The following is a 26,601-nucleotide window of genomic DNA, read 5'->3' on the forward strand; positions in this document are numbered from 1 at the left end:
CAGCGCCGCCAGCGCCAGCGCCAGCGCGGCTCCGCCGGCCGCGGCGCCCCATAGGGCCGCGCCGCGCAGCCCGCCTGCGGCTGCGCCCAGCGCCAGCGCACCGGCTCCGCCGGCTGCCGCCGCGGCAAGCAGCGCGGCGGCGCTGATCCGGCGGCCGCTTTGCCCGGCCGCCGACGTTCCGCCGAGCAGCAGCGCTTCCTGCTCGGCCCGCGCTGCCTCCAGCTCCCACTCGCGATACGCTTGTTCGAACACGTGCCATGCCCGCTTCAGCTCTTCCAGCGTGCTCGGCAGCAGCGCAAACACAGCATGCTCTTCGTTCTCCGCTGCTTGGCGAGAGGCCGCGTCCCCAGGCCGCTGTCCGCCTTGTCCGCTCATCCGCCCGAGCTCCATCTGAACCTCTGCTGCCTGTTCAGAGGCATTACGCCGCGCGGATAACAGACGTTCCACCTCTCGTTCTCCTTCAGCCGCAGCCGCTTTTACCGAACGCGCATATTCGCGGTCGGCAACCGTTATAGTCAGCTGTTTCAGCTCCTCAACAGTCCAATCCTCAGCGATCCGTGCAAGCAGGCGCTCCAACCTCTCCTGCAACTCGCGCTGCTCCGCCAGAAGATCTCTTCGTTCCAGGCGCTGCCTGTTTATTGCCTCCACGCTTAAGGCTAATGTCTCCACCTCATCGGCATTCGCAAGCAATGCCTCATTCACGACAATACCTGCAAGCTCATGCTGCAAATGGTCCAAAAGCTTGGTTAACCGCTGCTGCTCCTCTTCCTTGCGGTTACGTTCCGCCAGCAGCTGCGTCCAACGCGACTCGGCATCCGCAGGCAGCCGCTCTGTTCCTGAAATCTGTGAACGTTCGCGATCCAGTGCGAGCTTGCGCAGCCATATGTTCCGGATCTCATAAGCTTTAAGCAGCAGATTAAGGTTTTCCGTTAGCAGCGGCAGCTTCGCTTCCCGCTCCGCGAGCTCGGCTAATGTCCGGTCCAACGACGCGGACAGCTCATTATACGCTGCGATTTCATCCGGCCTTTGGCGCTGCTCTCCCTCCAGCCGCTCCAATGCTTTCAGCAGCTGATTCATTTTCTGATTGACGCCGCGCGGCCGGTAGAGAGCATCCAGCTCCTGCCGAAGCTTCTTCTCCGCAGCCTGCAGCGCGCGGCCGCCGCTCCAGCCGGCATGATACAAGTATCTTCCCAGCTCTTCGCCCTTGAGAGCCCCTATCTCCTGCAGCTCTGTCAGGTTGACTGCGAACAGCTGCTTGAACAGCCGCTCCGGGATGCCTCCCATAAAGCGCCGCTCAAAATCAGCTTGCGCCAACGTAATCTCTTCTGCCCAGGGCGTCATGAAGCCGGCTTCCGGGTTAGCCCCGCCGTTTTCTTTCACCACAGTCTCCATAGCACTGCCAATCAACCGCACCCGCAGCTGCGCTGAAGTGCCGGCGTAGCGTTCTACCCGGTATGTATCGCCATTCTCATCCGTTAACAATAGGCTTCCGCCGTGCTTTCCTCCATTGATCGGCTCCTGTCGCAGCGGCAAGTTCGCCCTTGTCGCAAAGCCGTAGAGCATCGAACGAATGAAGCCGAACAATGTGCTTTTGCCCGCTTCATTCGGCCCGTATAAGATAACAACAGGCGCATTCAGCGCATAATCCGCGTTATGCCATTTGCCATAACCGTCAATGTGCAGTGATTCGATTTTCACCCGACTTTCCCCCTTTGCCCGGAAAGGGATCTTCCATCTGGATTAACGGGTTCGGCAGACGCCTGTTCCAGCTCTTCCTCCAGCAGCAGCCCGAGCACCAGCTCAACTGCCTGCTCGAACCAATCGCCCGGCATCTGTTCCTGCTTGTCCCGGAACAGCCTGCGCAGCCTCGGCTGCTCGGAAAGCGATGCCAGAGCTTCACGCATAAAGGCCTGCCTCCGATCCGGCTGCTGCGACAGCGCAAGCGCCATGCGGTATAGCTCCCCTGCAAAGCTGTCCTCTCCTGCCAGCTCGTCGGTGCGCAGCTCTGCGCCGGTCAAGCATTCCAGCGCGTACATCCATAGCCACGGCGCACTGCCCGTATGCTCAGGATCCCAGCGCTCCCTGAGCTCTGCCAGCAGCTCCGCTGTGAACGAACCGTTTGACAGGCGTCCGTGAAGGCCGCCTCTCCCCAGCAATACCATCTTCAACATCACATGACGCCCTTCATGCTCGGCAGCGGTCTGCTCGCCCAACGCCTGCATCGCTTCCAATAGCGCTTGTTCGGTATCCAGACCGGTTATATCCAGCTCCGCTCTCGCAAAGCGGATCTCATCAAGCGGCTCGAACCTCATGTTCACCTCGCGCGATTCGGTCACATCGACGATGTAGCAGCCCTTGCTGCCGGTTTCCCGGGGATTCCGTCCTTGGGTATTCCCGGAGTACGCCACATGAGGATATTCATGGAGTACTCTGCGGTCATGGATATGCCCGAGCGCCCAATAATCAAAACCTGCGCCTGTCAATTCGTCTAATCGGCATGGCGAATAAGGATCGTGAGACGGGTCACCGTCTACATTCGCATGCAGCAGCGCGATGTGGAACGGCCCGTCCGGCCTTCGGACATACCGTGCCGCCAGATTATCCGTTACCGCTCTCGTTCCATAGGAGATCCCATATATGTAAGCGGCCAGCTCACCGTCTCTGCGGTAAGCCGGCCTCCCTTCTGATGCTTCCGCCCCGAATACGGTAACTGAATCCGGGATGTCGAGCTTGGCTTTCGATCCGGATAATGGATCGTGGTTGCCATGAATGGCGAACACTTGGATCCCGTGCGATTGCAGCTTGGACCACTCCCTCTGAAGAGCCAGCTGCGCCCGCAAGGAACGGTCGGCGGCATCATACAGGTCGCCCGCCAGCACGATAAAGTCAACCTGCCTTTCAATCGCAACATCCGTCAATCTGCGCAGCGCGGCGAACGTTGATTCCCGAAGGTGTAAGCCCACCTTGTCCGGCACCTCTGCCAGCCCGCGAAACGGACTATCCAGATGGAGATCTGCCGCATGTATAAATCGAAACGCTGCGCTCATGTTTCCCCACCTCTTCTTCTGTATGCTACTGCTTCTTAGCCTCGCTATAAACCTGCTTCAATTGGCTGATTACCCGCTGCAATGAGTAATCCTTCTTGGCTTTATCCCAAGCCGAGCGGGCCATATTATAACGGTAGATCGGATCGGAGATAAGCTTCTCCAGCGCCTCACAGAGCGCGATCGGATCCTCAGGCGGCACCAGCAGCCCGTTCACCCCGTCTTCAATCTGCTCGGCAATCCCGCCGACATTCGTACCGACCAGAGCAAGCCAGCACAATGCCGCTTCCGCGAACACCGAGCCGAACGCTTCTGCCCGTGACGGCAGGACAAAGATATCGAAAAACGGCATAAACTCTTCCGGATGAAGCATATACCCATAAAATATAATTTCATCATATAAATCCAGTTCGACCGCCAGCTGCTCCAATTCCTTGCGAATCGGCCCGTCTCCAATAATATGCAGCACAAACGGATTGCCTCGTTTTTTCAACTCCGCGCATGCTTTCAGCAGGATGTCCAGCCCTTTGGCCGGCACAAGACGGCAGACCGTAATCAGCTGCGTCACCTGGCTTTCGTGCGAGATCGGCCGGAACCGCTTCTCATCGAATCCGTTGGCAATGACCTTTACCTGCTCAGGCTGCTGAAGATAAGGCGATAAATAGCTGCGGAATGACTGTGAAACGGTCATCAGCCGATCCATTTTCGTCTCTAATTCCCGATAGATCGAGGTCAAAAACCGATGCTCAGGCCCGCCTGCTTCAATTTTCCCGTTTAGAATAAGCTCCTGTTCATAGCTGGAGTGGATCGTCATCAGAACAGGCGTATCCGGAAACAACTGCTTCATCACCAATCCGGCAATCGGATGATGGGCATGAATCAAATCATAGGATTTATTGATCCGCATGCGCGTCCACCAAATATAGTCGCGATAGGTTTGTAGATATTTGTCGATAATAGGCGAATCTTCGAAGGATTTAACGTCAAAGGTGTCGAATACTATGTTTTCTTGACCCTTTCCGCGGATTCGCTTGGGCAATGAGAACAATTCCATCTGCCAATTCATCTTATTAAAACGCTCTTGAATATAGGGAACCATGGATGACACACCGCCCGGCTGTTCCGGCGGGAAAAACAGAGCTTGCAAAATATTCAATGATCTTGCCTCCAATCAGCTGGGAGTTTCTTCCCGGCTTTCAATATGATATATCAGAACATACGTTCTGTAAAGCGCTGGAGTAATTCATTATGATGGTGAGGTAACGTCCATGACACTGCTTCAAATTCTTGCCGGAACGACCGGCCAGCTGTTATCAACCGCGGCTGTATTGACCTTGCTCATTCTTATTACATTCATGTCGGTCCGTCTGCAGAGGCGTTATCGGAAACACCGGGTCTATCGGCTGCTCAATACCGCACTCTGTTTTAGCTTAACCCACCAGGCATTGATGCTCTTGATAACAATGTACAGCGGTATATTCCCTGCCTGGCTCAATCTTGCCGCCATCGTTTTACAGGTGCTTTCATTTCTTATTATAAACTTTGTTGTGTTGGAATTATATACGAAGCCGCGAAGACTCGATCATTTCCTGTTCATTGCCGGGCTGGGTGTAACCATAGCGCTCACAATCTTTGAAGTAATATGGAACCCGGACCTGCTTGTAAGCGGTAACGAACATGTGAGCAGACCTCTGTCCCTGGACATTTTTGCGGTTGTTATTGTCTATATGGGGCTTCAGTTCATACTGCCGCGCATCGGACAGCGGAGAACCTATGGAGCAGGCGTAATCACCTACTTTACTTTTCTGCTTGTTCATGCAATCAATCATTATCTGTTCCAGGATGCGGTGGCGGCTTTAACTATCGTAACGTTCATACTGCCGATACTCTATTTTACGCTGCTGTTTATACTTATGTTCGAGTGGGTAATCGAGCGATTGCAATCGATTTATGTATCTTCCATTACAGACGGATTGACCGGATTATACAACCGGCAGCATTTTATGAAAAAAGCGCAGCAATATATTTCGCACGGGCATACTGTAACCTTTCTATTCTGCGATCTCGATCATTTCAAGAAGCTGAACGATACACATGGTCACCATTATGCAGACGGCGTATTAAAGCAAGTCGCGACCATTCTTGCCAATGAAACGGATGGGATCGGAACTGCCGGCCGTTATGGCGGAGAGGAGCTTGTGGCGGCAATCTACGATCCGCGTTCGAAGCCGGAACTCGTTGCAGAAACGATCCGGGCGCGTATAGAGAGTGAAACACCGGTTACGGTCAGCATCGGCTGGAGTACCGCTCAAAAACAAATCAGCGTGCAGGATGTCATCCATCAGGCTGACCAGGCGATGTATCATTCCAAAACGACCGGTAAGAACAAAGTCACCGCCTATAAAGATTTGAAACAAAACGTCACATCCGAATCAAAGCGTGCCCAATTAACCGAACCAACCCAGCCGCTGTCAAAGCTAACATGAAGGTGGAGTATACTGCGAGTCTGATCCAAGAGCAATTCTGCGCCTCGTAACTACAGTTCTGTGCGGGGCTGACCGCAAACGCTAAAAGAAGCCGCCCTGTACAAATTACAGGGACGGCCTCTTAAAAGCTTATCATACATATTCCTCTGCCTGATTAACACAGATCAGATGTCCGCTCGGATCCAAAAACTTCAAATAGCCGCCTGCAGGGGGCATGAAGTAAGGCTCCGCCACGACGGTCACATTATTGGCTTTAAGCTTCTCATGCAATGCCACAATATTTTTGCTATGAAGCTCTAGCGCATGCACCTGCTCCCCGTCAATGATCCAGTGGGAAGGCCTGAACTCCTGTTCCTCCGTTTGCAGCAGATGAAGCCCTGGACCAGCCCCCCGGCCATCCTCCCCATTGCCGTTATGAATGCGCAAAAAGCAGTTTACTTCATAATCCCGCCCCGGATTCTCCAGCACAAAGCCCAGCTGTTCCGTGTAAAAGGCAACCGATTCCTTGAGATTTCGGACCGGCAGCTGCACCAAAGCGTATGCGTCAATTTTTTCATCATAAAGATTCATGTTACTCGACCTCCATCCAAATATCGGATTGAACCGCCATTTACGGTCCATATCGAAAGGGCAACGCCTTTAATCCACTTTACCCGCGGCAAGTCTACATGAACCTGATCTATCCAGCCGCTTGTCCAAGCATTCATCCTGCAACTTGTCCACTTTGCCGCTCATCCGCCGAACCTGTCATTCATCCACGCGTCACGAGCGCGATCCCGTCAATAAACACTTTTCCCGCAAAAAATAGAAACAGCAGTGCCGATATCAGCGACAACCCTCTGACAAAGCGCGTCCCGAGCCGTTTCCCCGTACTGCTGCTTACAGCTGCAATGACCAAAGACCAGAGAAGACCCGCTGTAAAGAAGCCGATAATAAAGATGAATAGAATGGCAGGCTTGTCCAAATGCAGGCCGGCAACAATCGGTCCGGCGACCACTGCGAACCAAATAATGACCGTCGGGGAAGACAACGTCAAACCGGCGCCAAATACGATGTTCTTCCATGCTTTTTCACTGCCGGACTGGACATTGGCCGCATCGATCGGTTTTGGCTTTATCGTGTCTTTCAGCATTCTCAGTGCCAAGTATAAGAGGATGACAGTGCCTCCGATCCAAAGCACCCATTTCACCCAGGTAAACTCGAAAATGACCGTCATTCCAAGCAGCGCCAAGGTTAAATAAAACAAATCGCCGAAGCAGGAGCCGAAACCAAGCAGGAATGATGGCTTGAACCCTTTCTCCATGCCCGCCTTGATCGCAGCCACATTGACAATCCCCAGATCAAAATTAAGCGACAACGAAAATAAAAATCCGGTAATAAAAGCATACAAGAACGGCCACGTCATGATCTGAAATCCTCTCTTGGTTGGTATCGTAAACAACCCCGGCTGACAGCTCCGTCAGCAGCCATATTGAAGCTTTAGAGCTGCCATCCCCCATTCCCCACTCATAAACAAGGTAAAAAAATAAAGAGCTGCATTCAGCTCTTAGGATTCTCATGTATTTGGAAACACACCATGCGGAGCGCAATGCATGCAAAGCGCCTCTACTTCACAGCTTCAAGCGGCTTCACCGGAATCAAGATTTCAACCGGCTCTTCTTCCAGATGCTCATCGATAAAAAAGACTTCAATCGCGACTGCGTTCTCTTCTTTAACCAGATGTTTTTCATTCATCCAAGCGTGGATTTGCTCATAACCTTCACCGATTCGTTTGTTGGTGCAGGTAACCATCGCATACTGATGCTCCGGAATCGTGATTTGCACCATCCCCTCCGGAATGCTCTCCATATGCTGAACCTCATAACAGGCCCAGTACGTGGCAAATACTTCATTTCCGAAATAAGGGCTGAGCAGGGCTTGAGACTTAATATTGTCGTTCAGCTCATGCTTCCTCGCAAGGAACTCGCTTTGCAACCGTATCGCTTCGTCAGGAAACGTGGAGTAAGGTCCAGAATAACTGATACCTACCAGGTTAAGCGACGATTTGTTCACCAACATGCAATTGTCCATAGCGATTTCCTCCCGGCATTTGGAATTGGCAACGATGCTTTGAACGCTTCAAGACAGTGGTGACGGCTTTGTCTTTATGTCATTGTACTAATATAGTGTACCACGCCGCAACCTTAGAATGGAATTATTTTCTTTTTGAACCGGAATGATCGATTCTCGGAAAGCTGAGGGTAAAGGAAGTGCCTTCTGCTCTTTTGCTCTGGACCTCGATGGTGCCCCCCATAGATTGAACGATGGAGTAAACCACCCTTGTCCCGAGTCCAGTCCCGTTCTCTTTAATCGATACATGGATGGAACCCAGACGCTTGAGCTGCTTGCTGTCCATCCCCACTCCGGTATCGGTAATCTTGATAATAACTTGCTCTTCCTTAAGACTCTGCGTAATGGAGACAATGCCTTCGCTTCTCGTCGCTTCTATACCGTTCTTGATAATATTTAACAGGCATTGCCTAAGCTTCAAACGATCGCCACGAATTGCCACCTCCCGCTCCCCGCTCACGACCAGCTCAACATTATGGATCACTGCGTAAGGTGTAAGCACACCTACGACATAATTTATATTTTCCATGACCTTGATCTCTTCAACCTGGGAAGTTTGTGGCTTGGCAAAATTCAAATAATCCGTAATGATCACTTGCGCTCGATTTAATTCTTCCATGATATACAGATAATATTCCTGTTTTTTATCTTCCCGGACTTGGCCTCTGGCCAATAATTGAATAAAACCGCGGATAACGGTTAACGGATTTCTAACCTCGTGGGACACGCTGGCAGCAATCTCACTCACCATTTTCAACTTTTCCCAATGATGAATTTCTTCACGAATGGAGGCATTCTTCCGCATCATTTCAATGACATAAGTAACGCTGAATAAGGATAGGATTAAGGTTAAGGTAAATTGAATGAAGAAGGGGAAATTTATGACATCTTGATCAAGTACGCCTGCAATATAAAACCATATCATTACCAGACTGCTGTACAGGACCCCGATGAACGCGCCGATCGCAAGTTTAAAATTTAGATGCCTCGTTAGAAAGTTTCTGGATAGCGGGATTAAAGCCATAGATAAAATAGTTTGAAGGACCAATGTTGCATAAAAACCATCACCGCCTATATAGTAGCGATATCCGATTGTAACTAACATCAGAGCAATCCCCACACGGTACCCTCCGTATAAAAAACCGATGGAGAAAGCAACCACTCGTAGATCAATAATATAGCCCTTAACTTCTATTAGAGGTATGGCCATGCTGGTAATCATGGAGACCGAGCAGCAGACTACCATAGCGATGAACTGCAGTACGGGGTTAATGGCAGGTTTATCCAAAATGAAGATCTTGTAAATAAATAGAGGCAAAATAATAAATAAAATCTGGTCTATCGTAAAAAGCAGTTCACTGTTCATCCCAATCACTCCGCCATTGATGTGTGCAACATTCTGCGCTGATAGCATCTTCATTATAGCTTCTAGCTTATAGGCTGACTATCTATTTTTTTCTTATTTTTTCAATTCAAGTCAATCGTCCAGAAACTAGGCGGAACGCTTTAATCGAATAAACAATGGAAAAAGGATTGGAGGAAGGCTATACTTTTTATAATATCAAATACGTTAGAAGGAGATAACAATAGTGGGTGACAGCACATGCAAATTTTAGCCATGTTAACCATGCTGATCGACCATGTCGGAATTGTCTTTTTCCCAGGTGACTCGATATGGCGGATTATCGGCCGGATCGCTTTTCCGCTTTATGCATTTGCGCTTGTAGTTGGTTATTATCATACTAAAAATATGAAACGTTATTTGGTTCGATTGGCGATCGTAGCCATACTGTCCCAATTGCCTTTCCAGCTGGCGTTTGGCGACGGCGGGATTAATGTGGTAGCCGCACTGCTCGTCTGCCTGCTCGTTCTTTACGCAATCGACCGCTGGCGTCATCCGTTATTCATCATGATCGTTGTGGCAAGTGCCGCTCTTTTGCTGGAGGCATTTGATTTTGATTATGGGTATTACGGTCTTGCATTGGTCTTAATCTACCGTTACAGCCGCTCGCATATGCAGGTTGCTCTGCATCTGCTGCTGAATCTCGTTATCCTGTACGATAAAGGCTGGCTGATCCAAATGTACAGCATCCTCCCGACCATCCTGCTTGTTTACCTGCCGTTGTTATTACGAGCGATGGATCGGTTACAGCCGCCTCGCTGGGTATGGCGCAGCTTCTATCCCGGGCATCTTGCCCTGCTGGCATTATGGCAGCTGACGGCCGTATAACGATCCGGATATCATAACAACTTAGTCCTGCTGGTTTCCCTTTTGCAATGCGGCTTTCAGTGCATCGCCAAGGCTCGAAGAGAGCGTCACATTGTCGCTGAACTGCTGTACCAGACGCTGCTGCTGTTGCTTCATCGCCTTGCCGCCGCTGCGCTCGCCGTCCAGCTTCTCCACAAAGTTGCAAGGACGGCACTGCGCGTACTTGCCTGATTTGCCATCATGAATTTCCATCTTTTTGCGGCACTGCGGGCAGCGTTTGTTGGACAGCACAGGTTCAGCAGCTCTGCGGTAGCCGCACTCGCGGTCTGAACAGACAAGCGACTTGCCCCGCTTGCTCTTCACCTCCATAAGCGGCTTGCTGCATTCCGGACAGCGCGAATGTGTCAGATTATGCGGCTTGTATTCCTTCGTCTCCCGCTTCACCTCACCGACCCATTCGGTCGTTTGCTTCCGTATGCCATCCATGAATCGTTTGGGATCGCCCTTACCTTTGGCGATCCTCTCCAGCTCACGTTCCCATTCCGCCGTCAGCTCCGCGCTGCGCAGCTCGTCCACGACAAGCTCAATCAGCTGCTTGCCTTTGCCGGTCGGCACCAGGCGGCCCCGCAATCTCTCAATCGTATCTGTCCCAAGCAGCTTCTCAATAATATCCGCTCTAGTCGCCGGCGTGCCAAGGTTATTTTTCTCCATCATGCCCAGCAATCCCGCCTCCGTATATCTTGGCGGCGGCTGCGTGCGAAGCTCGCGGAGCTTGCTGTTTTTGACCGGGAGGGCTTGCCCCATGCTTAGAGGCGGCAGCAGCTGGCCTGATTCAGCTTCTGTATCGCTCTCGCCATCTTCTGTTTCATCGAAGGATGCGGAACCGCTGCCGTAAACTTCCTTCCAGCCGAGCTCCTTCTGGACTTTGCCTTTGGCGTAGAAGGTGTCTTCTCCCGCCTGAATCACGATGCTGGTCTCATCATACCGATAAGGAGGATAGAAAAGTGCAATAAAACGTCGTGCGATGAGATCGTACAGCCTGCGTTCTTCAGGCGTTAAAGCACCTATATTCACATATTGCTCCGTTGGAATGATCGCATGATGGTCGCTTACTTTACTGTCATCCACGATCCGCTTTGTTACCTGCAGGGGCTGCCGCAGCAGCTTTTTGGCCATTACCGCATAAGGGCCAACCGCAATGCTCTCCATCCGGCTTTTCAGGGTCGATACCATATCCGACGTTAAATATTTGGAATCGGTCCGCGGATAGGTGACCAGCTTGTGCTGCTCATACAGACGCTGCAGCACATTGGAGGTTTGCTTGGCCGAGAAGCCAAGCCGCTTGTTAGCATCCCGCTGCAGCTCGGTCAAGTCATAAGCCAGCGGCTGCAGTTCCGACTTTTCGCTTGTTTTTAATTTCTCTAAGCGCGCTGTTTTACCTTGTACTCGGGCTGCAACTTGATCCGCCTTCTCTTTTTCCCATATCCGGCCGTCATGTCCATCCTTCTCCCGCCATATCGCCTGGAAAGACCCGAAGTCAGCTGTCACCGTCCAATACGGCTTGGATTGGAAGCTGCTTATTTCATGCTCCCGATCCATTAAAATTCCGAGCGTCGGTGTCTGGACCCGACCCGCTGCAAGCTGGGCGTTATATTTAACGGTCAGCGCTCTTGTCACGTTCAACCCGATCAGCCAGTCCGCTTCGGCGCGGCAGACGGCGGATGCGTACAGATTATCATATTCTTTGCCCGGCTTTAATTGCTGGAACCCTTCCTTGATCGCTTTATCGGTCTGCGAGGAAATCCACAGCCTCCGGTAAGGCTTGCGCCATTTCACCAGCTCCATTATCCAGCGGGCGACAAGCTCTCCCTCTCGCCCCGCATCGGTGGCGATGATAAGCTCCTTCACATCCTGCCGTTTGCACAGCTGGGCAATCCCGCGAAATTGATGGGACGTTTCCTTCATGACTTTCAGGTTCATCTTATCAGGCAGGAGCGGCAGATCTTCAAGATTCCACGACTTGTACTTCGTATCATAATCCTCAGGTTCAGCCAAGGTCACCAAATGCCCGAGCGCCCAAGTGACGATATATTGATTGCCTTCATAATGATGCTTGTGCTTCTGGCCACACCCGAGAACACGGGCCAGCTCTTTGGCCACGCTAGGTTTCTCGGCCAGCACTAATGCCTTCATCGATACATCTCCACCCTCCGGTTTTGTTTCTATTCGATTATCGGTGAAGAACCTGTGGTTGTCAAAACATGAAGGGCCGTCCCATAGGTCGTAAGACCAGGGACAGCCCTCTGTTATTCTTTAAGCATCGCCAGATGCGGCGCGAACTCCTTGATGACCTCCGGTGTCTCCAACTGCTCGTTGCGCAATAACGGTGTGACGGGATATGCACGCATGAGTGATGCAGGATACGCGTAAATGTGATTCTCTAACATTTTTTTGTCCGTAATCTCCGGATTCAGCCAGTTCTCCCGTTCCTGTTCATCGAGGATGACCGGCATACGGTCATGGTAGTCCGAGACCACCCGATTAGGCATCGTCGTGACAATGGTGCAGCTGCGGTGAAGAGCGCCGCGCGGATCGACTCGTTCCTCGTACAAACCCGCCATTGCGAACACCTGCTGATCCCGAAGCACGATACGAACCGCGTAGCTGACTTTGCCTTCCGTCCGCCAGCCGTAGAAGCCGCTGCAGGGGATTACGCAGCGTTGTTTTTTTAATATCCTGTCAAAAATTTTCTTCCCGCTGACCGAATCAAAATCGGCATTCACCGAATCCTTTGCCCAGAAAGGGAACAAGCCCCATCTCGCATCCACCAGCTTGCGCTCTCTGCGGCCGCCTACGATAACGGGTACCGATTGTGTCGGAGAAATATTATAACGCTGATTGTAATCGCACATTACTTTATTGATATCGAACTGTTCTTGCAGTTGTGCGGAATCAACGGTTAGAGAAAATCGTTCACACATGAAGGATAACCACCTTTTTTTACCCTTCATTATCCGCAGCGACAGGAAAATTATGCATCCTTGGAAGACGAATATACAGGTTCAAAACCGTCTCTTGCGGTTCTTTAAATAGAACAAATAATCGCTGGAAATACTGCTGTAACCAAGCTGTCTCAGTATCGCAGCGATAGCACCGCGGTGATAACTCCCATGATTGACAAGCGTGAGCACAACTTCCTCCAGCGTAACCAGCGTCTCGCCGCCGCGATTATTTTTAAAACGTACCTCCCGCTCCAGCTCCGCCCCGTGTTCGGATAAAAATCGGCTGATCTCATCATGGAGGCGGACGAACTGCTCCTTAATTGTCTGCAGGTCATGGTGTTCTGCCGCATCCTCCGGCATAAAGGAAGGGTTATGTCCCTGCAGCACTTCATACCACCTGCAGTCCGTTTGGTAGATATGATCCAATGTCTGGGAGATCGTGGAGAAGCTGCTCTCCACCTTCTCCGTGAAGAGCACCTGCGGCAAATCTTTTTCCAGATGGTCGATTAGAGCTAAATACGACCAAATGTGATAGTCATAGAAGTCTCTCAACTGCAAGCTGTTACCCTCCGGACAGCGCCGATTTGAATTGCTCAAGCACGGCGATCATTTTTTCTTTTGATATTATAGTGTAGTAATGATGCTCCAGTCTTTTATTTTTTCGGCGAGTGTTTTGTTATATTTGCCCGGCACCGGACTTGTGGATGGCAGCCGGGCGTATACTTTATGATCATTCATGCCGACATGCTGACGGTAACTTCGCTCCGCCTTCGTACCATTGAACAGCACGGCGCGAAGCTTGGGATAACGTTGAAACAACGATCCAAAATCGTTGATCTCTTCATCTTGAATGTTGGCATCCAGGCTTCCTTCCCTCCGGCAGCGGGATAAGACGTCCCACAGTGCAATCCGTCGGGACAGCAGGAAGTTCAATCGCTCTTCATACTCCGTATGCGGGCTCTGGTTATAAATCGCATAGACAATCGGCCAGAAATGGTTTCTCGGGTTCGCATAATACTGCTGGCGGCGCAGCGATTCGGCGCCCGGCATGGAGCCAAGAATAAGAATCGTCGAATGTTCGTCTATAACCGGTTTAAAGGATTCGATGGTTGTCATCTTGTTATTATACCAATTTCATTACCCTTCCAAAAGCAAAGCTTCCGGATCCTCCAGCAGCTCCTTGACCTTCACCAGAAAACGGACCGCTTCGCTGCCATCGACGATTCGGTGATCGTAGGAAAGGGCGATATACATCATCGGACGGTTCGCCATTTTCTTTTTGCTGATGGCTACCGGACGCATCTGGATGGTGTGCATCCCTAGGATCCCTACCTGCGGATAGTTCAGGATCGGCGTCGACAATAACGAACCGAATACGCCTCCATTTGTAATCGTAAACGTTCCTCCCTGCAGATCGGCGAGGGACAATGTATTGCTGCGTGCTTTTTCCGCGAGCGCCGCGATCTGCTTCTCGATCTCGGCAAATCCAAGGCGCTCGGCATTTCTAACAACCGGAACAACCAGCCCCTCGGCGGCAGATACGGCAATACCGATATCATAATGCTTCTTCAGCACCATCTCTTCTCCGTCGATCTCCGCATTGAGCTTAGGAAATTCCTTAAGCGCTCCGATCACCGCTTTGGTGAAGAAGGACATAAATCCGAGTCCGACATCGTGCTTCTCCCGAAATGACGCCTTGCGCCGTTCCCGAACGTCTAGAATCGCCGTCATATCCACCTCGTTAAAGGTTGTCAGCATTGCTGCGGTCTGCTGCGCCTCCACCAACCGCTTCGCGATCGTCTGCCTGCGTCGTGACATCCTGATCCGTTCCACGTTAGGTTCAGCATCAGACTGGCTGTCAGCCTGCTTGGAAGGCTGCTGTTTTTGTCTTGCAGGCTGTTCTTTTTGCTTAGAAGCTGTCTGTTCAGGCCTTATATCTTCCGAATAGACTCTGCCCAGCGGATCACGGGCGCTCACCTGATTCAGTTCAATTCCCTGCTCCCTCGCTTTTCTTCTTGCTGATGGAGAGGCTGTATAATCGCCTGAAGGCGTCTCCTTCTTTTGCTCCCTTTCCTTATTGATATCTAATGATTCCCTGTTTTCTCCTTCGGCACGAATATACCCTACCGTATCCCCTGCTTTGACGTTTCCGCCTTCCTCGACCACGATCTCCGCCAACACGCCATCCACTTCTGCGCTGACCTCCAGGTTTACCTTGTCTGTTTCCAGCTCAAGCAGCAGATCACCTTGGCTTACCGGGTCCCCCTGCTTCTTTAACCACTTCGAGATCGCACCCTCAGCGATCGATTCCCCAAGCTCGGGAATTTTGATTTCATTCACGGCGGTTCCTCCTTTACGTTATTGTGATTGCATCGGTGTCAATGCCAGGGTTAAAACATGCTCCTGCTCAAAGCTATGGATGTTCTGATAGCCGCTCGCTGTACTCGACCTCTCCGGGCGGCCGATATAAGCCACTTCCGTATGTTCCGGTGCAATCGCTCTGAGCCGCGGTTCAATATATCGCCAAGCGCCCATGTTTTCCGGTTCTTCCTGAACCCACACGAGCTCCTTCACATTCGGCAGGCGCTGGATAATTTCCGCTACCTTTTGCTCCGGGAACGGGTAAAGCTGTTCGATCCTCACGATGTGGAGCCAGGACCAATCCGCTTCCGCTGACTGCTCGTTGGTTATCATCGCCTCTAAATCGACCGCTACTTTTCCGCTGCATAAAAGAATTCTGTTCACTTGCTCCGGTTTTTCCGCCAATCCCGGCTGTTCCACTACTTCCATAAAAGCCCCTTTACTGAAAGCTTCCCGCGGGGAAGCAACCTTCGGATTCCGGATTAAGCTTTTAGGCGACATGATGATCAGCGGCCTTGCATGATCAGTAGCCAGCATCGCCGCCTGTCTGCGCAGAATATGAAAATATTGCGCGGCGCTGGTCAGGTTGGCTATGATCCAGTTATCCTCCGCCGCAGCTTGCAGGAACCGCTCAAGCCTCGCGCTGGAGTGCTCTGGCCCCTGGCCTTCATATCCATGCGGGAGAAGCATGACGAGGCTTGATATCTGTGACCATTTCTCTCTGCCCGCCGAGATGAACTGATCAATGATCACCTGCCCCGCATTGGTAAAATCGCCATACTGCGCTTCCCAGATGACCAGTGTCTCAGGCGCATAAACGTTATAACCATATTCAAAGCCCAGAACAGAGGCCTCTGATAATGGGCTGTTATGGATGGCAAACGACGCCTTCGCTTGAGGCAGCTGGTGCAACGGACAATAGTTTTCCCCGCTCTTCGCATTATGCAGAATCAAGTGGCGATGGGCAAACGTGCCGCGCTCGGAATCCTGGCCGCTTATGCGGATCGGCTTGCCGTCCTCCAGAATCGTCGCAAATGCAAGCGTCTCCGCCAAAGCCCAATCCACCTGTCCTCCTTCATCCAATGCGCCCGCCCGGCGCTGCAGAATCCGTTTCAGCTTTGGATAGATCTCGAATCCATCGGGCCACCGGAGCAGTTCCTCATTAATGGCGCTTAGCCGCTCTAACGGCACAGCCGTATCAAGCTTAGGCGATTGAAGCACGAGCGGCTTCAGCCGGTCTGTATGATCGGCATCCTCGAGATGATTATGTTTGACCTTCTCATTCGCCGCCTCCATGCGGCTAACAAACTCTTGTTTTATCTCCGCCATCTGCTCGTCGGTTACAAGGCCTTCGTCTATTAGGCATTGTGAATAGAGCGTAGTAACCGAAGGGTGATTGTTCACCTTGTTATATATAATGGGCTGTGTCGTCCCTGGATCGTCCATTTCATTATGACCGTAACGCCGGTAACCGATCAGATCGATCAGAAAATCCTTCTTAAAGCGCGAACGGTATTGCGCGGCCAGGCGAACGGCAGTCAAACATGCCTCCGGATCATCCGCATTCACATGGACAATCGGAATTTCAAAGCCTTTAGCCAGATCGCTCGCATAATGGGTGGATCTGGCATCTTCGCTTTCCGTCGTAAAGCCAAGCCGGTTATTCACGATAAAGTGCACAGTGCCGCCGTTGCGGTAGCCCGGCAGCTTGTTAAAGTTCAAGGTCTCGGCGACGACGCCCTCCCCGGGAAAAGCGGCATCGCCATGGAGGAGAATGGTAGCCGCCAGACTTACATTTTGAACCGGATATCCGCTAGTGCTGCGGTCTTCCTGAGCCGCTCTTGTAAAACCTTCGACAACCGGATTCACGAATTCCAGATGGCTTGGGTTATTCGCCAGTCTCAGCCGGGTTTTTACAACCTCGCCCGCCTTGATGGCATGTTTGGCGCCAAGATGGTATTTGACATCTCCGGTCCAACCGAAGTTAATTCCCCTCGATCCCTCCGACGGTATCATGTCCTTGTTCGGGGCATGATGAAACTCGGAAAATATTTTACTGTACGGCTTTCTAAGTAAATGGGCAAGCACATTCAGCCGTCCGCGGTGCGCCATCCCCATAAGAATATACTCCGCTCCATCGCTGGAAAAGAGCTTGACCATTTCGTCCAGCATCGGAATCAGGACCTCCATACCTTCAATGGAGAAACGCTTCTGGCCGGTAAAGGTCCGATGTAAGAAATGCTCGAACTGCTCTGCCTGCACGAGCCGTGTTAACAGCGAGGTTTTTTCCTCATCTGTCAGAGAATCCTGGGCGAGCCGGACTGCTTCAACTTGTTCATTCAACCACTCGCGCTCCGTTTGCTCATGCACATGGCTGAATTCGTACGCGATTGATTTGGTGTAGATCGCCTTTAGCTTTTCAATCGCATCCCAGCCATTCGCGACATCCTGATGCGCATTTTCCCAGATGATCTCCGCAGGAATCGCCATAAGATCTTCTTTACTCAGCTGAAAGCTTTCCGGCTCAAGAAGCCGGGTATCCGATGCTGCGCTAAGTCCCAACGGATCGATGTCGGCAGCCAGATGTCCATACGTACGGATATTCCAGACAAGCTTACTGGCATCGACGACCTTTTGCATCCAACGCAGATTTGCCTGCCCTTCGTCGCGAGACGGCTGGGTATAACCGCCTTCTTGAACGTGGTTCATTCGTGAAGGAGGCGCCCCCCATTGCTCGAACAACACTTGAAATTCGCGGTCAACGGAAGTATTATCGTTCACATAACGCTCGTATTGCTCCTGCACATAGCCTAGATTGGGACCGTAATAGGTTTGCCAAGGATTATGTTTGCCTTTTCTGCTTCCCGTCATTGTTGTAAACCACCACCTTACTTTATATTGAGAACCCTATCCTTCTTATTACCTTTAAATGAACGATAAAAAACAGAAATCGGCAGATCTTCACTTAACTTTCAGCCTCAAGATGCGTCTGCCGCTGATTCGCATTTCCACCAGCTTCATACGCCGGAGGATTCTTCGCTGCCGCTCCAAATTCCTAGCAGCTTTCGCGGCCTTCGTCTCCTGTGAACGGACTTACACCGCCTAGAAGATGCGTGCCTCCGGGCACGCCCATACAAAAAACCTATGCCGACAAGAGGTCTGCATAGGCTAACATTGAAAAAAGATTATGAATTTTACTTGTTATTGAAATAGTCAATCACTCGATCGTAAGGCAAGTCGCCACCGAAAATATCCAGAGCGCTGCCGATTGTAATATCCAGCTTCCCGTCCGTCAAAGAATGAAAGTGATCCAAATCGGCAAGAGAACGTGCGCCGCCTGCATAAGTTGTCGGGATATTCACCCACTCTGCCAGCTGTTTCGCTAAGGTTGCCTGCACGCCGGTACGTTTCCCTTCGACATCCACGGCATGAATTAAAAACTCACTGCAATAGTTCTCCAACTCACGAATGCTTGCTGCATTAAGCTCGAAATTGCTGAATGTTTTCCACTGATTCGTAACAACATACCACTTGCCGTCACGTTCTTTGCAGCTAAGATCGATAACCAGCCGCTCCTTACCGATCTCGGATACGATCCTGCGCAGATTGTCCATATGCAGCTCGCCGTCGCGAAATACATACGAAGTAACGATGATATGGGAAGCTCCCTTATCCAAATAGTAAGCAGCATTGTCAGCCGTGATGCCTCCGCCGATCTGCAGCCCGCCCGGGTATGCTTGCAGCGCTTCAACCGCCGCAGCTTCGTTGCCGCCGCCTAACATAATGACATGGCCGCCCTGCAATTCATCCCGCTTGAACATGGATGCATAGTGGGCCGGATTCAGATCGGAGACGAAATTCTCCACCACGTTCTGATGCTCCGTATTTAAAGTTTCCCCTACGATCTGCTTCACTTTCCCTTGGTGAATATCGATGCATGGTCTGAATTTCAACGGATCTCTACCCTTCTTGTTTCATTTATGTGCATTATATCATCGAATCCATGTGATGTCTTACGCTTCCCCGACAATCTCGCTAATCGCCCGGACAAATTCCTCCATCTCCGCATCCGTTCCAATTGTCACCCGCAAGAAATTGTTAATTCTCGGTTTATTAAAATAGCGCACTAGAATCGCTTTCTCTCTCAAAGCTAGAAAAATCTCTTCCGCCGGTTTGGAAGCATGGGAGATAAAGATAAAATTCGCCTTCGATTCGGCAACATGAAACCCGCTCTTCCGCAACTTTAATACGACCGCATCCCTAGTTGAGATAACCTTCTGCGTCGTCTCCTTAAAATACGAATCATCCTTGATCGCCGCAGCTGCGCCCGCTAACGCTACCCGGTCAAGCGGATACGAATTAAAGCTGTTCTTGACGCGGTCCAAGCCTTCGATCAATTCCCGGTTGCCCAGCGCCATGCCGACTCTAAGCCCGGCTAAAGAACGCGATTTCGAGAGGGTCTGTACAACAAGCAGATTCGGGTAATCGTTAATTAACGCTGCTGCCGTTTCTCCGCCAAAATCAATATATGCTTCATCGATAAGCACGACATGCTCCGTATTTCGCTCCAAAATCGCGCGAATGCCACCCAGCGGCATATACTTAGCCGTCGGGGCGTTCGGATTCGGAAGAATGACGCCACCGTTAGGCTGACACAACCGCTCGATCGGAACTTCGAATTGGTCATCAAGCGGCACAAGCTCATACCGCAAACCATATAGCTTCGCATATACCGGGTAGAAGCTGTATGTAATGTCTGGAAAGACGATTGGCTTATCAGGCGAGAAAAAGCCTTGGAACGCTAAAGCCAATATCTCATCCGAACCATTGCCTACAAATACCTGGTCGCTGGTCAAACCATAATATCCGGCAATCGTCTCGCGCAGATCGCTGCATGTCGGATCCGGGTATAAGCGAAGATCGCCGTTTACAGCTTCCTGCATAGCTTTTAGCGCTTGCGGAGATGGCGGGTAAGGATTCTCATTCGTATTTAACTTGATATATTTCTTGTCCTTCGGCTGTTCGCCGGGAACATAAGGCTCTAATGAAGTTGTCGTTTTATTCCAAAATTTGCTCACTCGTTAGATCCGCCCTTCAATGGTTTTGTCTTATCATTTAATGCTGCAGCCACTTTACGATTAAACCTTCCCGCTCTGAGATGACGATGGTATCAAAATACGCTTCAATGCCTAAAGATTTTATATTGTCGCTCTGAAATTGTCCATACCCAAGGCTGACAAAAACATCCCGCTCCACATGATGGAGCTTCTCAAGCCGATCATACTGGCCGGTTATAAAATGCATATTCTCAAATCGCATACGTATTAATAGATAAGAGACTACTAATATCCACATGCATTAGGAGGCAACCAATATGATGCTTAGTGAAGCTATTCGATGGTTTGTTGGCGAATGGCAGTTTATCCCGGGTCAATCCAAATATGAAATGGGCATTCTGCCCAAACAAGCACGTTATCGGATCGAACCGGCCGGCGATGGCCTGTCCTTTACTGCAGAATGGGTCACACCAGCGGACAAAGCATACCAGGTCACCTATCAATCGATTCCAGACGGCAAACCATATCCATATGACAACCCTTCGCTTGCCGATACGATCTCCACAAACCTCATTGATCCTCATACATTAGATACAGCAGTAATAAAGGATCATATCATTGTAAGCTACGCAAGACGCACGTTATCCAATGATGGCCGGCTGATGACCGTTACACAGTCCGGCTTTACAGCGGACGGCAGATCCTTTGACAATCTTTCGGTATACAAAAAGGCGGAGCGCCAGCAATCTTCTGCTTCATTGTGATTTGGCTGCTTTAATATTGGTTACACCAAACGGTACATGCACCGAAGGGAACATGCTTGCAACTCCTTCGATATGGCCTGCTTGATCATCGAAAAAGATATGCGGTTTAAAAATGCTCAGCACTCTTACCTTATCAATTCCCCCGAGAAAAAAAGCTTCATCAATGCGGATATCCAGCTTTCGGAGCGTTGTAATTACTCTTTCATGGGCAGGCGCGTTACGCGCAGTGGCGATGGCCACCCTGATTTTCGGTTTGTAAGCCGGATTGTTCTGATTTTTTTCAATTTCTCTTCTCTGAAGCTTTGAAATTTCCGTAAAAAATCTCAACAGCGGTCCAGGTGGAAGAGGCTCGCCGGCCTTCAGCCTTTCATGATCATGAAACAGATTAAGTGCGCCCTGCTGAAACACAGCCTCTGCGGAATCATCCGCGATAATGCCGTCGAAATCAAAAGCGATCCGCAGCTCCTGATCCTCATCATCATCAATATAATTGGTAGGATAGATGCAGCCTGCCGGATAACCGCGTTCAACCGCTTCCTGCACATCGTCTGGATTACCGGATAAAAATAAGGAAGCGTTAAAGGCATCCATGTACTGAAAAGGATTATTGCCCGTGACGAAAACCGCGCGGCTGATCGGAAGGCCGTAATGCTCGATAGATTTAAAAACCCGCAAGCCTGTATCGGGGTCATTCCGTGAGAGCAGCACGACTTCAACCGGTTGATCTTCGGAAAAGTCATTTCCAAGGCTTAACAGCCGTTTAATAAGCGGATATGCTACTCCGGTCTGGAGCACTTGCGTCTCATGCGCCCGCTGGTATTTTCGATACTCTTCTTCCCCTTTTTCCCTAAAGACATGATCTGATTCCGTTAAATTAAACAGTGCGCTGGAAGCGACCGCTATGACGAATTTATTTTCAATTTGATAGGGCATCTGTCCGATCATCCTTTGCTCACATTAGTCGTGCAGCAGTTGCTTTTCCATTGTAACATAAGGCAGCTTCCGCATTGGATATCTGACCTCTCCGATTCGTAGATAACCATTCTTTTCATATAATGATATCGCCGTTGCATTCGATTGATACACATCGATCCGAACACTGGTATATCCTTGCTGCTTGGCCAGATGCTCGGCGCTTCGCAACAATTGCTTGCCCAATCCCTTACCCTGCCGGTCAGGACGGACCGCAAGCCGGTGGATGCAGCAGGGGGTTCCAGCATGATCCCGCCACTTCATTGACTGATGTTCATTACTCTGCCGATTATCTAAAGTGACAACCGCAATATATTCATTCCCTTCCTTAATGCCATACATCGTTCCGTTTTTTACATCTGCTTTGTAGATAAAGCGATTAGGATAAATCCACTTCCACTGATCATTATTTTGCTTCTCCAATTCCATTTTCACTTCACGGAAAATCTTTAGGATTGATCGAAAATCTCTCATTTCAACTTTCATCATTTCCATGGCCTATCCGCTTCTCCCTTTGTGAATGTTAGTTCATTTGTCTCCACAAAAAAACATCATGCCATTCATTAGAATGAGTTCATGATGTTAACAATTTCAATGGATCCCAGGCTAGTTAGTAACCGCTTTTGTCTTTATTATAATGTACAAATGCAGATATGTGGTAACAAATTATGGGGGGAAAAAAGCGTTTCACCGAACTATGATTTCCTTGCCATTTCCGGTTAATTCGTAATAGCCTGTTCTTTTGTGATTGTTATCGAAGCAACATCATCCGCATGAACGTTATATTTTGCTCCCCAGGTATCCTTGTTCCCAGCATCGTCAGCCGTTCAGCCGACCAGTGCGGAACAAATGAAAATTAGTGAGTTAACCAAACGGATTACGCTTTCATATTAGTTGAACAAAGACTCGACCGTCATATCATAACGGTCGAGTCTTGGATGAACTTTATAAGCTAAACTTGGTCAGTTTCCTCTGCATTTCTTCCGCCAAATGCGCAGGCGATTTGGCCGAATTCGCCATATCTTCCATCGTTGCGAGCTGCTGCTGACTTGCGGCCGACGTTTCTCGACTTGCCGCAGAGCCTTTTTGCATAAACCTGCTAACCGAATCCATCGACACAACGATCCCTTTGATCAGCAATATCCCGGATCGCCCCGGTAACATCATACACTCTGTCGACTACGTTCGCGACGGAAGTATCAATCAAGGCGAATGCAGAATGAGCATGCTCCGCGAACGCACGTGCCGCCTCAATGGCCGCATTTAACGCAAGCAGGTTTGTCTGTGCCGCCAGCTCGTTGATCAAGCCGGTGATTTTACCGATCTTCTGTGTATCAGCCTTAATCACGCAAATAATTCAGTGCGGCAGCCGCATACATTTTTGTCGTCGCTACAAGCTCGGAGATTTCGACGTACTCATCCGCATGATGCGGAATTTTGCGGTCTCCCGCTCCTGTTGTAATGATCGGAATGCCTGCCAAATGAAGAAACGTACCGTCTGTGGCGCCGGGAACGCCGTTGTATACAGGCTCCTTTCCGGTAACGGTACGGTAGGCTTCGGCGACTGCCTGTACCACCGGATCGTTGCGATCTGTTTCTGTCCAAGGGCGTTCTTCAATAACCTCCAATGTAGCTTTAAAATCCATGTCACTCTCACCCAGCTTGCGCAAAATTTCTTCCATCTGCTTCTTCAATACGCCATGATCCTGGCCGGGAATCGTTCGGATATCAAGCGCGGTCATACAGGTGTCCGGCATCACATTGATTTGCGGATCACCCTTGTACGGTCCCCTTACGATCGTCGGCGTAATGCTTGGCAGTCCCAGCATCGGGTGCTCGCCTAGCCGCTGCTTTTCCTGATCCTCCAGCTTTTCGAGCTCCACAATGATTTTGGCCATGCGGGTATTCGGATTGATTCCTGTCAGCGGCTGCGCGCCGTGTGACATTTTGCCGTACGTTTTAATGATGACGCGCATCGCGCCTTTTTGGGTAATGCACATTTCGTTCTCCAGCGGCTCACAGATAATGGCCCCGTCCACGTTATCGGCCCAGCCCCGGCGGATGAAATCCTTGATGCCGATCATCATGCTTTCTTCGTCGCAGGGGATGCAGAGCAGAATCTTTCCATTAAATGAAGCACCCGATTTTTTGATCGCCCGTACAGCAGAAATGGCAGCGGCCAGATTGCCTTTCGTATCGCAAGATCCGCGCCCGTATATTTTGCCGTTATCGATTTGCGCCCCGAATGGATCATACGTCCATGACTCGAGGTCTCCCTCGGTCACAACATCGGTATGCCCTTCATAAAGAAGTGTTTTTCCAGGTTTGCCGGAATCCAAAAACGCAATGACATTCGGGCGTCCGGACACTACTTCTTCATAATGAACAGTAAGTCCCATCTCGGTCAGATACTGCTGTACAAATTGGGCGACCTTCTCTTCGTTCGCGCCCTCTGCCTCAGGACGATAAACGCTTTCGATCCGGATCAGCGCTCTTGTTAATGCTACCAGTTCCTCTTCATCAACATAATGAATCACATTTTCCGCAGTCATTTCATTCATCATAGGTCACGCCTTTCACTCTGATAAATTTATTCAAGATCTTTTGTTAGTCATACAAATGACAAGCCACAACATGATTCATCCCCAGGTCCCGCGGCATCGGAATTTCGGTCCTGCACCGCGCTTCCGCATAAGGGCATCTCGTATGAAATACGCAGCCCGCAGGAGGATTAATCGGTGTCGGAATATCACCTTTTAAAATGATGCGTTCCTTCTTAAGCTTTGGGTTGGGAATTGGAACTGCGGATAATAATGCTTGGGTGTAAGGGTGAAGGGGCTGCGCGAACAGCTCCTCCGTCGGCGCTTTCTCCATCATTCTGCCGAGATACATGACGCCGATGCTATCGGAAATATGCCTGACTACGCTCAAATCATGCGCGATAAATACATACGATAAATCGTAGTTATGCTGAAGCTCCTGCAGCAAATTGATAACCTGGGATTGAATGGACACATCCAGCGCGGATACGGGCTCATCGCAAATGACAATCGCTGGATCGACGGCCAGCGCCCTGGCGATTCCGATCCGCTGCCGCTGTCCTCCCGAAAATTCATGCGGATACCGGTAATATTGATCCTCACGCAAGCCCACTTTATGCAGCAGGTCCATCGCCCGCTCCATCCGCTCCTTCTTCGCCCCAAGCTTATGGATTGTTAGCGGTTCTTCGATCGCATGCCCGATAATCTGTTTTGGATCCAGAGAGGAGTAAGGGTCTTGGAATACCATCTGGATTTCCCTGCGCAATGCCTGTAATTCTTGTCCCTTTAACTGAAAGAGATCCTTGCCCTTATAAATGGCCTCTCCTGCAGTCGGCTCTGTCAACCGCATGATAGTTCTGCCGGTTGTGCTCTTTCCGCAGCCGGATTCTCCGACAAGCCCCAACGTTTCGCGCTTGTGCAGTGCAAAATCAATATTGTCGACGGCCTTGACATGACCTTTCACTTTTCCGAAGGGCGTAGTAATTGGAAAGTATTTTTTGATGTTCTTGACATGTAATAACGGAGTTTCATCCTCAACTGCCATCTGCCACATACAGCTCGCCCTCCTTCTGCAGGTTTGTATCCGCATGCCAGCAGCGAACTTTATGCCGGTTTCCCATCAGTTCCGGTTCAGATTGCCGGCAAAGATCAGTTGCGTAGTTGCACCTAGGGGCAAATCGGCATCCCTTCGGTACATTTGTAAGACTTGGAACAGCCCCCTTGATTACATACAGCTTTTTCGACCGGTCGCCATCAAGCTGGGGAACCGACTGGAGCAGCCCCTGGGTATATGGATGAAGCGGGTTCTCGAATAGCTCTTCCACTCCTGCTTCTTCCACCACTTCGCCCAAATACATGACAACGACCCTAGTGCATACCTCAGCTACCACTCCTAGATCATGGGTGATCAAGATGACGCCCATATCCAATTGCTGTTTTAAGTCCTGGATAAGATCCAATATTTGAGTCTGAATGGTAACATCCAGCGCGGTCGTCGGTTCATCGGCAACCAGCAGCTTAGGCTGGCAAGCGAGTGCGATCGCAATCATCACCCGCTGTCGCATGCCTCCCGATAATTCATGCGGATATTCGTGAACCCGCTTTTCCGGGGATGGAATTCCGGTTAACCGCAGCATTTCCACTGCTTTGGCGAAGGCGGCTTTTTTCCCCACCTTCTGGTGGATCATAATCGTTTCGGCGATCTGATCACCGATTGTATACACTGGATTCAGAGAGGTCATCGGATCTTGAAAGATCATTGAAATCTCGTTTCCCCGGATCGATCTCATTTCCTCTTCGGTCAAGGACAACAAGTTTCTGTTTTTGTAGTTGATTTCCCCCTCATATCTCGTTGTTTTCTCATTCAATAACCGGAGAATGGATTCCGAAGTGACGCTTTTACCGCAGCCCGATTCTCCGACAACGCCGAGCGTCTCCCCTGCAGAGACCTGAAATGAAACGCCATTTACAACAGTAACCGGGCCATTCTCCGTCAAAAATGTCGTCTTCAAGCCACTTACTTCCAATAAACATTCCTTCTGCATGGATAGGCCCTC

Annotated in this window: 26 protein-coding genes; 3 read left to right on the forward strand and 23 right to left on the reverse strand. The window is 50.4% G+C overall.

Translation table 11 applies throughout. From position 1 onward, the window contains the following. From IEW11_RS17340 to IEW11_RS17350, 3 genes are all read right to left on the reverse strand, one after another. Positions 1–1,698 (reverse strand): AAA family ATPase (locus IEW11_RS17340; RefSeq protein ID WP_188532342.1); only part of this gene is annotated, 1,698 nt, incomplete at its 3' end. Then, entirely contained in the window at positions 1,695–3,047 is a 1,353-nt protein-coding gene (locus IEW11_RS17345; protein ID WP_188532343.1) for a metallophosphoesterase family protein, read from the reverse strand. The genes IEW11_RS17345 and IEW11_RS17340, both read right to left, overlap by 4 nt. A 25-nt stretch (positions 3,048–3,072) precedes the next feature. Beyond that, positions 3,073–4,200 (reverse strand): glycosyltransferase family 4 protein, encoded by a 1,128-nt coding sequence (locus IEW11_RS17350; protein ID WP_188532344.1) that lies wholly within the window; start codon positions 4,198–4,200, stop codon positions 3,073–3,075. Positions 4,201–4,312: 112 nt separating this feature from the next. On the opposite strand from IEW11_RS17350, the gene IEW11_RS17355 reads away from it, so the two are divergent. Next, positions 4,313–5,530 carry a GGDEF domain-containing protein gene (locus IEW11_RS17355; protein ID WP_188532345.1) on the forward strand — a complete coding sequence of 406 codons (1,218 nt, stop codon included), beginning with the start codon at positions 4,313–4,315 and terminating at the stop codon, positions 5,528–5,530. A 132-nt stretch (positions 5,531–5,662) separates the two neighbouring features. Here IEW11_RS17355 and IEW11_RS17360 read toward each other — a convergent pair whose 3' ends face one another. The 4 genes from IEW11_RS17360 to IEW11_RS17375 form a co-directional block, all read right to left on the reverse strand. Next, positions 5,663–6,100 carry a VOC family protein gene (locus IEW11_RS17360; RefSeq protein WP_188532346.1) on the reverse strand — a complete coding sequence of 146 codons (438 nt, stop codon included), beginning with the start codon at positions 6,098–6,100 and terminating at the stop codon, positions 5,663–5,665. A 181-nt stretch (positions 6,101–6,281) separates the two neighbouring features. Continuing rightward, positions 6,282–6,935 (reverse strand): LysE family translocator, encoded by a 654-nt coding sequence (locus IEW11_RS17365; protein WP_188532347.1) that lies wholly within the window; start codon positions 6,933–6,935, stop codon positions 6,282–6,284. Between the two features lie 200 nt (positions 6,936–7,135). Continuing rightward, on the reverse strand, positions 7,136–7,600 hold the full coding sequence (locus tag IEW11_RS17370; RefSeq protein WP_188532348.1) for a GyrI-like domain-containing protein: 465 nt from the start codon (positions 7,598–7,600) through the stop codon (positions 7,136–7,138). 124 nt (positions 7,601–7,724) lie between these two features. After that, positions 7,725–9,005 (reverse strand): ATP-binding protein, encoded by a 1,281-nt coding sequence (locus tag IEW11_RS17375; protein ID WP_188532349.1) that lies wholly within the window; start codon positions 9,003–9,005, stop codon positions 7,725–7,727. A 237-nt stretch (positions 9,006–9,242) separates the two neighbouring features. Here IEW11_RS17375 and IEW11_RS17380 point away from each other — a divergent pair, with 237 nt between their 5' ends. Then, positions 9,243–9,869, forward strand: a complete 627-nt coding sequence (locus IEW11_RS17380; RefSeq protein ID WP_188532350.1) for a TraX family protein — start codon at positions 9,243–9,245, stop codon at positions 9,867–9,869. A gap of 21 nt (positions 9,870–9,890) precedes the next feature. Here IEW11_RS17380 and IEW11_RS17385 read toward each other — a convergent pair whose 3' ends face one another. From IEW11_RS17385 to IEW11_RS25225, 9 genes are all read right to left on the reverse strand, one after another. Next, a complete protein-coding gene (locus IEW11_RS17385) occupies positions 9,891–12,041 on the reverse strand; it encodes a DNA topoisomerase III (protein ID WP_188532351.1) in 2,151 nt (716 codons plus the stop codon). A 113-nt stretch (positions 12,042–12,154) separates the two neighbouring features. Continuing rightward, positions 12,155–12,829 (reverse strand): SOS response-associated peptidase, encoded by a 675-nt coding sequence (locus tag IEW11_RS17390; RefSeq protein ID WP_188532352.1) that lies wholly within the window; start codon positions 12,827–12,829, stop codon positions 12,155–12,157. Positions 12,830–12,910: 81 nt separating this feature from the next. Further along, a complete protein-coding gene (locus IEW11_RS17395; RefSeq protein ID WP_188532353.1) occupies positions 12,911–13,408 on the reverse strand; it encodes a DinB family protein in 498 nt (165 codons plus the stop codon). A gap of 66 nt (positions 13,409–13,474) precedes the next feature. After that, a complete protein-coding gene (locus tag IEW11_RS17400; protein ID WP_188532354.1) occupies positions 13,475–13,966 on the reverse strand; it encodes a DNA-deoxyinosine glycosylase in 492 nt (163 codons plus the stop codon). 21 nt (positions 13,967–13,987) lie between these two features. Further along, positions 13,988–15,190, reverse strand: coding sequence for a 2-oxoglutarate dehydrogenase complex dihydrolipoyllysine-residue succinyltransferase (gene odhB / locus IEW11_RS17405; RefSeq protein WP_188532355.1), 1,203 nt, complete (start codon positions 15,188–15,190; stop codon positions 13,988–13,990). Between the two features lie 18 nt (positions 15,191–15,208). Continuing rightward, a complete protein-coding gene (locus tag IEW11_RS17410) occupies positions 15,209–18,082 on the reverse strand; it encodes a 2-oxoglutarate dehydrogenase E1 component (RefSeq protein ID WP_188532356.1) in 2,874 nt (957 codons plus the stop codon). A 323-nt stretch (positions 18,083–18,405) separates the two neighbouring features. Continuing rightward, the gene (gene hisA, locus IEW11_RS17415) at positions 18,406–19,164 is read right to left on the reverse strand and encodes a phosphoribosylformimino-5-aminoimidazole carboxamide ribotide isomerase (protein WP_188532357.1); all 759 of its coding nucleotides are present in this window, start codon (positions 19,162–19,164) and stop codon (positions 18,406–18,408) included. A gap of 60 nt (positions 19,165–19,224) precedes the next feature. After that, positions 19,225–20,289 (reverse strand): histidinol-phosphate transaminase, encoded by a 1,065-nt coding sequence (gene hisC, locus IEW11_RS17420; RefSeq protein WP_188532358.1) that lies wholly within the window; start codon positions 20,287–20,289, stop codon positions 19,225–19,227. 37 nt (positions 20,290–20,326) lie between these two features. After that, positions 20,327–20,566 (reverse strand): HAD family hydrolase, encoded by a 240-nt coding sequence (locus IEW11_RS25225; protein ID WP_188532359.1) that lies wholly within the window; start codon positions 20,564–20,566, stop codon positions 20,327–20,329. A gap of 19 nt (positions 20,567–20,585) precedes the next feature. On the opposite strand from IEW11_RS25225, the gene IEW11_RS17430 reads away from it, so the two are divergent. Then, entirely contained in the window at positions 20,586–21,032 is a 447-nt protein-coding gene (locus IEW11_RS17430) for a hypothetical protein (RefSeq protein ID WP_188532360.1), read from the forward strand. On the opposite strand, the gene IEW11_RS17435 is transcribed toward IEW11_RS17430, so the two are convergent. From IEW11_RS17435 to IEW11_RS17465, 7 genes are all read right to left on the reverse strand, one after another. Continuing rightward, positions 21,024–21,965 (reverse strand): 5'-nucleotidase, encoded by a 942-nt coding sequence (locus IEW11_RS17435; protein ID WP_188532361.1) that lies wholly within the window; start codon positions 21,963–21,965, stop codon positions 21,024–21,026. The two genes, IEW11_RS17430 and IEW11_RS17435, sit on opposite strands and share 9 nt — an antisense overlap. Before the next feature lie 24 nt (positions 21,966–21,989). After that, complete coding sequence (locus tag IEW11_RS17440) at positions 21,990–22,499, reverse strand: GNAT family N-acetyltransferase (RefSeq protein ID WP_188532362.1); 510 nt, start codon at positions 22,497–22,499, stop codon at positions 21,990–21,992. Between the two features lie 450 nt (positions 22,500–22,949). Further along, positions 22,950–23,117, reverse strand: coding sequence for a hypothetical protein (locus IEW11_RS17445; RefSeq protein ID WP_188532363.1), 168 nt, complete (start codon positions 23,115–23,117; stop codon positions 22,950–22,952). Next, a complete protein-coding gene (locus tag IEW11_RS17450) occupies positions 23,104–23,352 on the reverse strand; it encodes a methyl-accepting chemotaxis protein (RefSeq protein ID WP_308422750.1) in 249 nt (82 codons plus the stop codon). Before IEW11_RS17450 ends, IEW11_RS17445 begins: the two co-directional genes overlap by 14 nt. Then, positions 23,345–24,565: a M20 family metallopeptidase gene (locus IEW11_RS17455; protein ID WP_188532364.1), complete on the reverse strand. Its 1,221-nt coding sequence runs from the start codon at positions 24,563–24,565 to the stop codon at positions 23,345–23,347. Before IEW11_RS17455 ends, IEW11_RS17450 begins: the two co-directional genes overlap by 8 nt. Before the next feature lie 46 nt (positions 24,566–24,611). After that, positions 24,612–25,598, reverse strand: a complete 987-nt coding sequence (locus IEW11_RS17460; protein ID WP_308422751.1) for an ABC transporter ATP-binding protein — start codon at positions 25,596–25,598, stop codon at positions 24,612–24,614. Then, on the reverse strand, positions 25,579–26,589 hold the full coding sequence (locus tag IEW11_RS17465) for an ABC transporter ATP-binding protein (protein ID WP_188532365.1): 1,011 nt from the start codon (positions 26,587–26,589) through the stop codon (positions 25,579–25,581). Before IEW11_RS17465 ends, IEW11_RS17460 begins: the two co-directional genes overlap by 20 nt. Positions 26,590–26,601 lie beyond the last annotated feature (12 nt).

Origin of the sequence: Paenibacillus abyssi, from assembly GCF_014640295.1 — a bacterium.
GTDB lineage: Bacteria > Bacillota > Bacilli > Paenibacillales > Paenibacillaceae > Paenibacillus_D > Paenibacillus_D abyssi.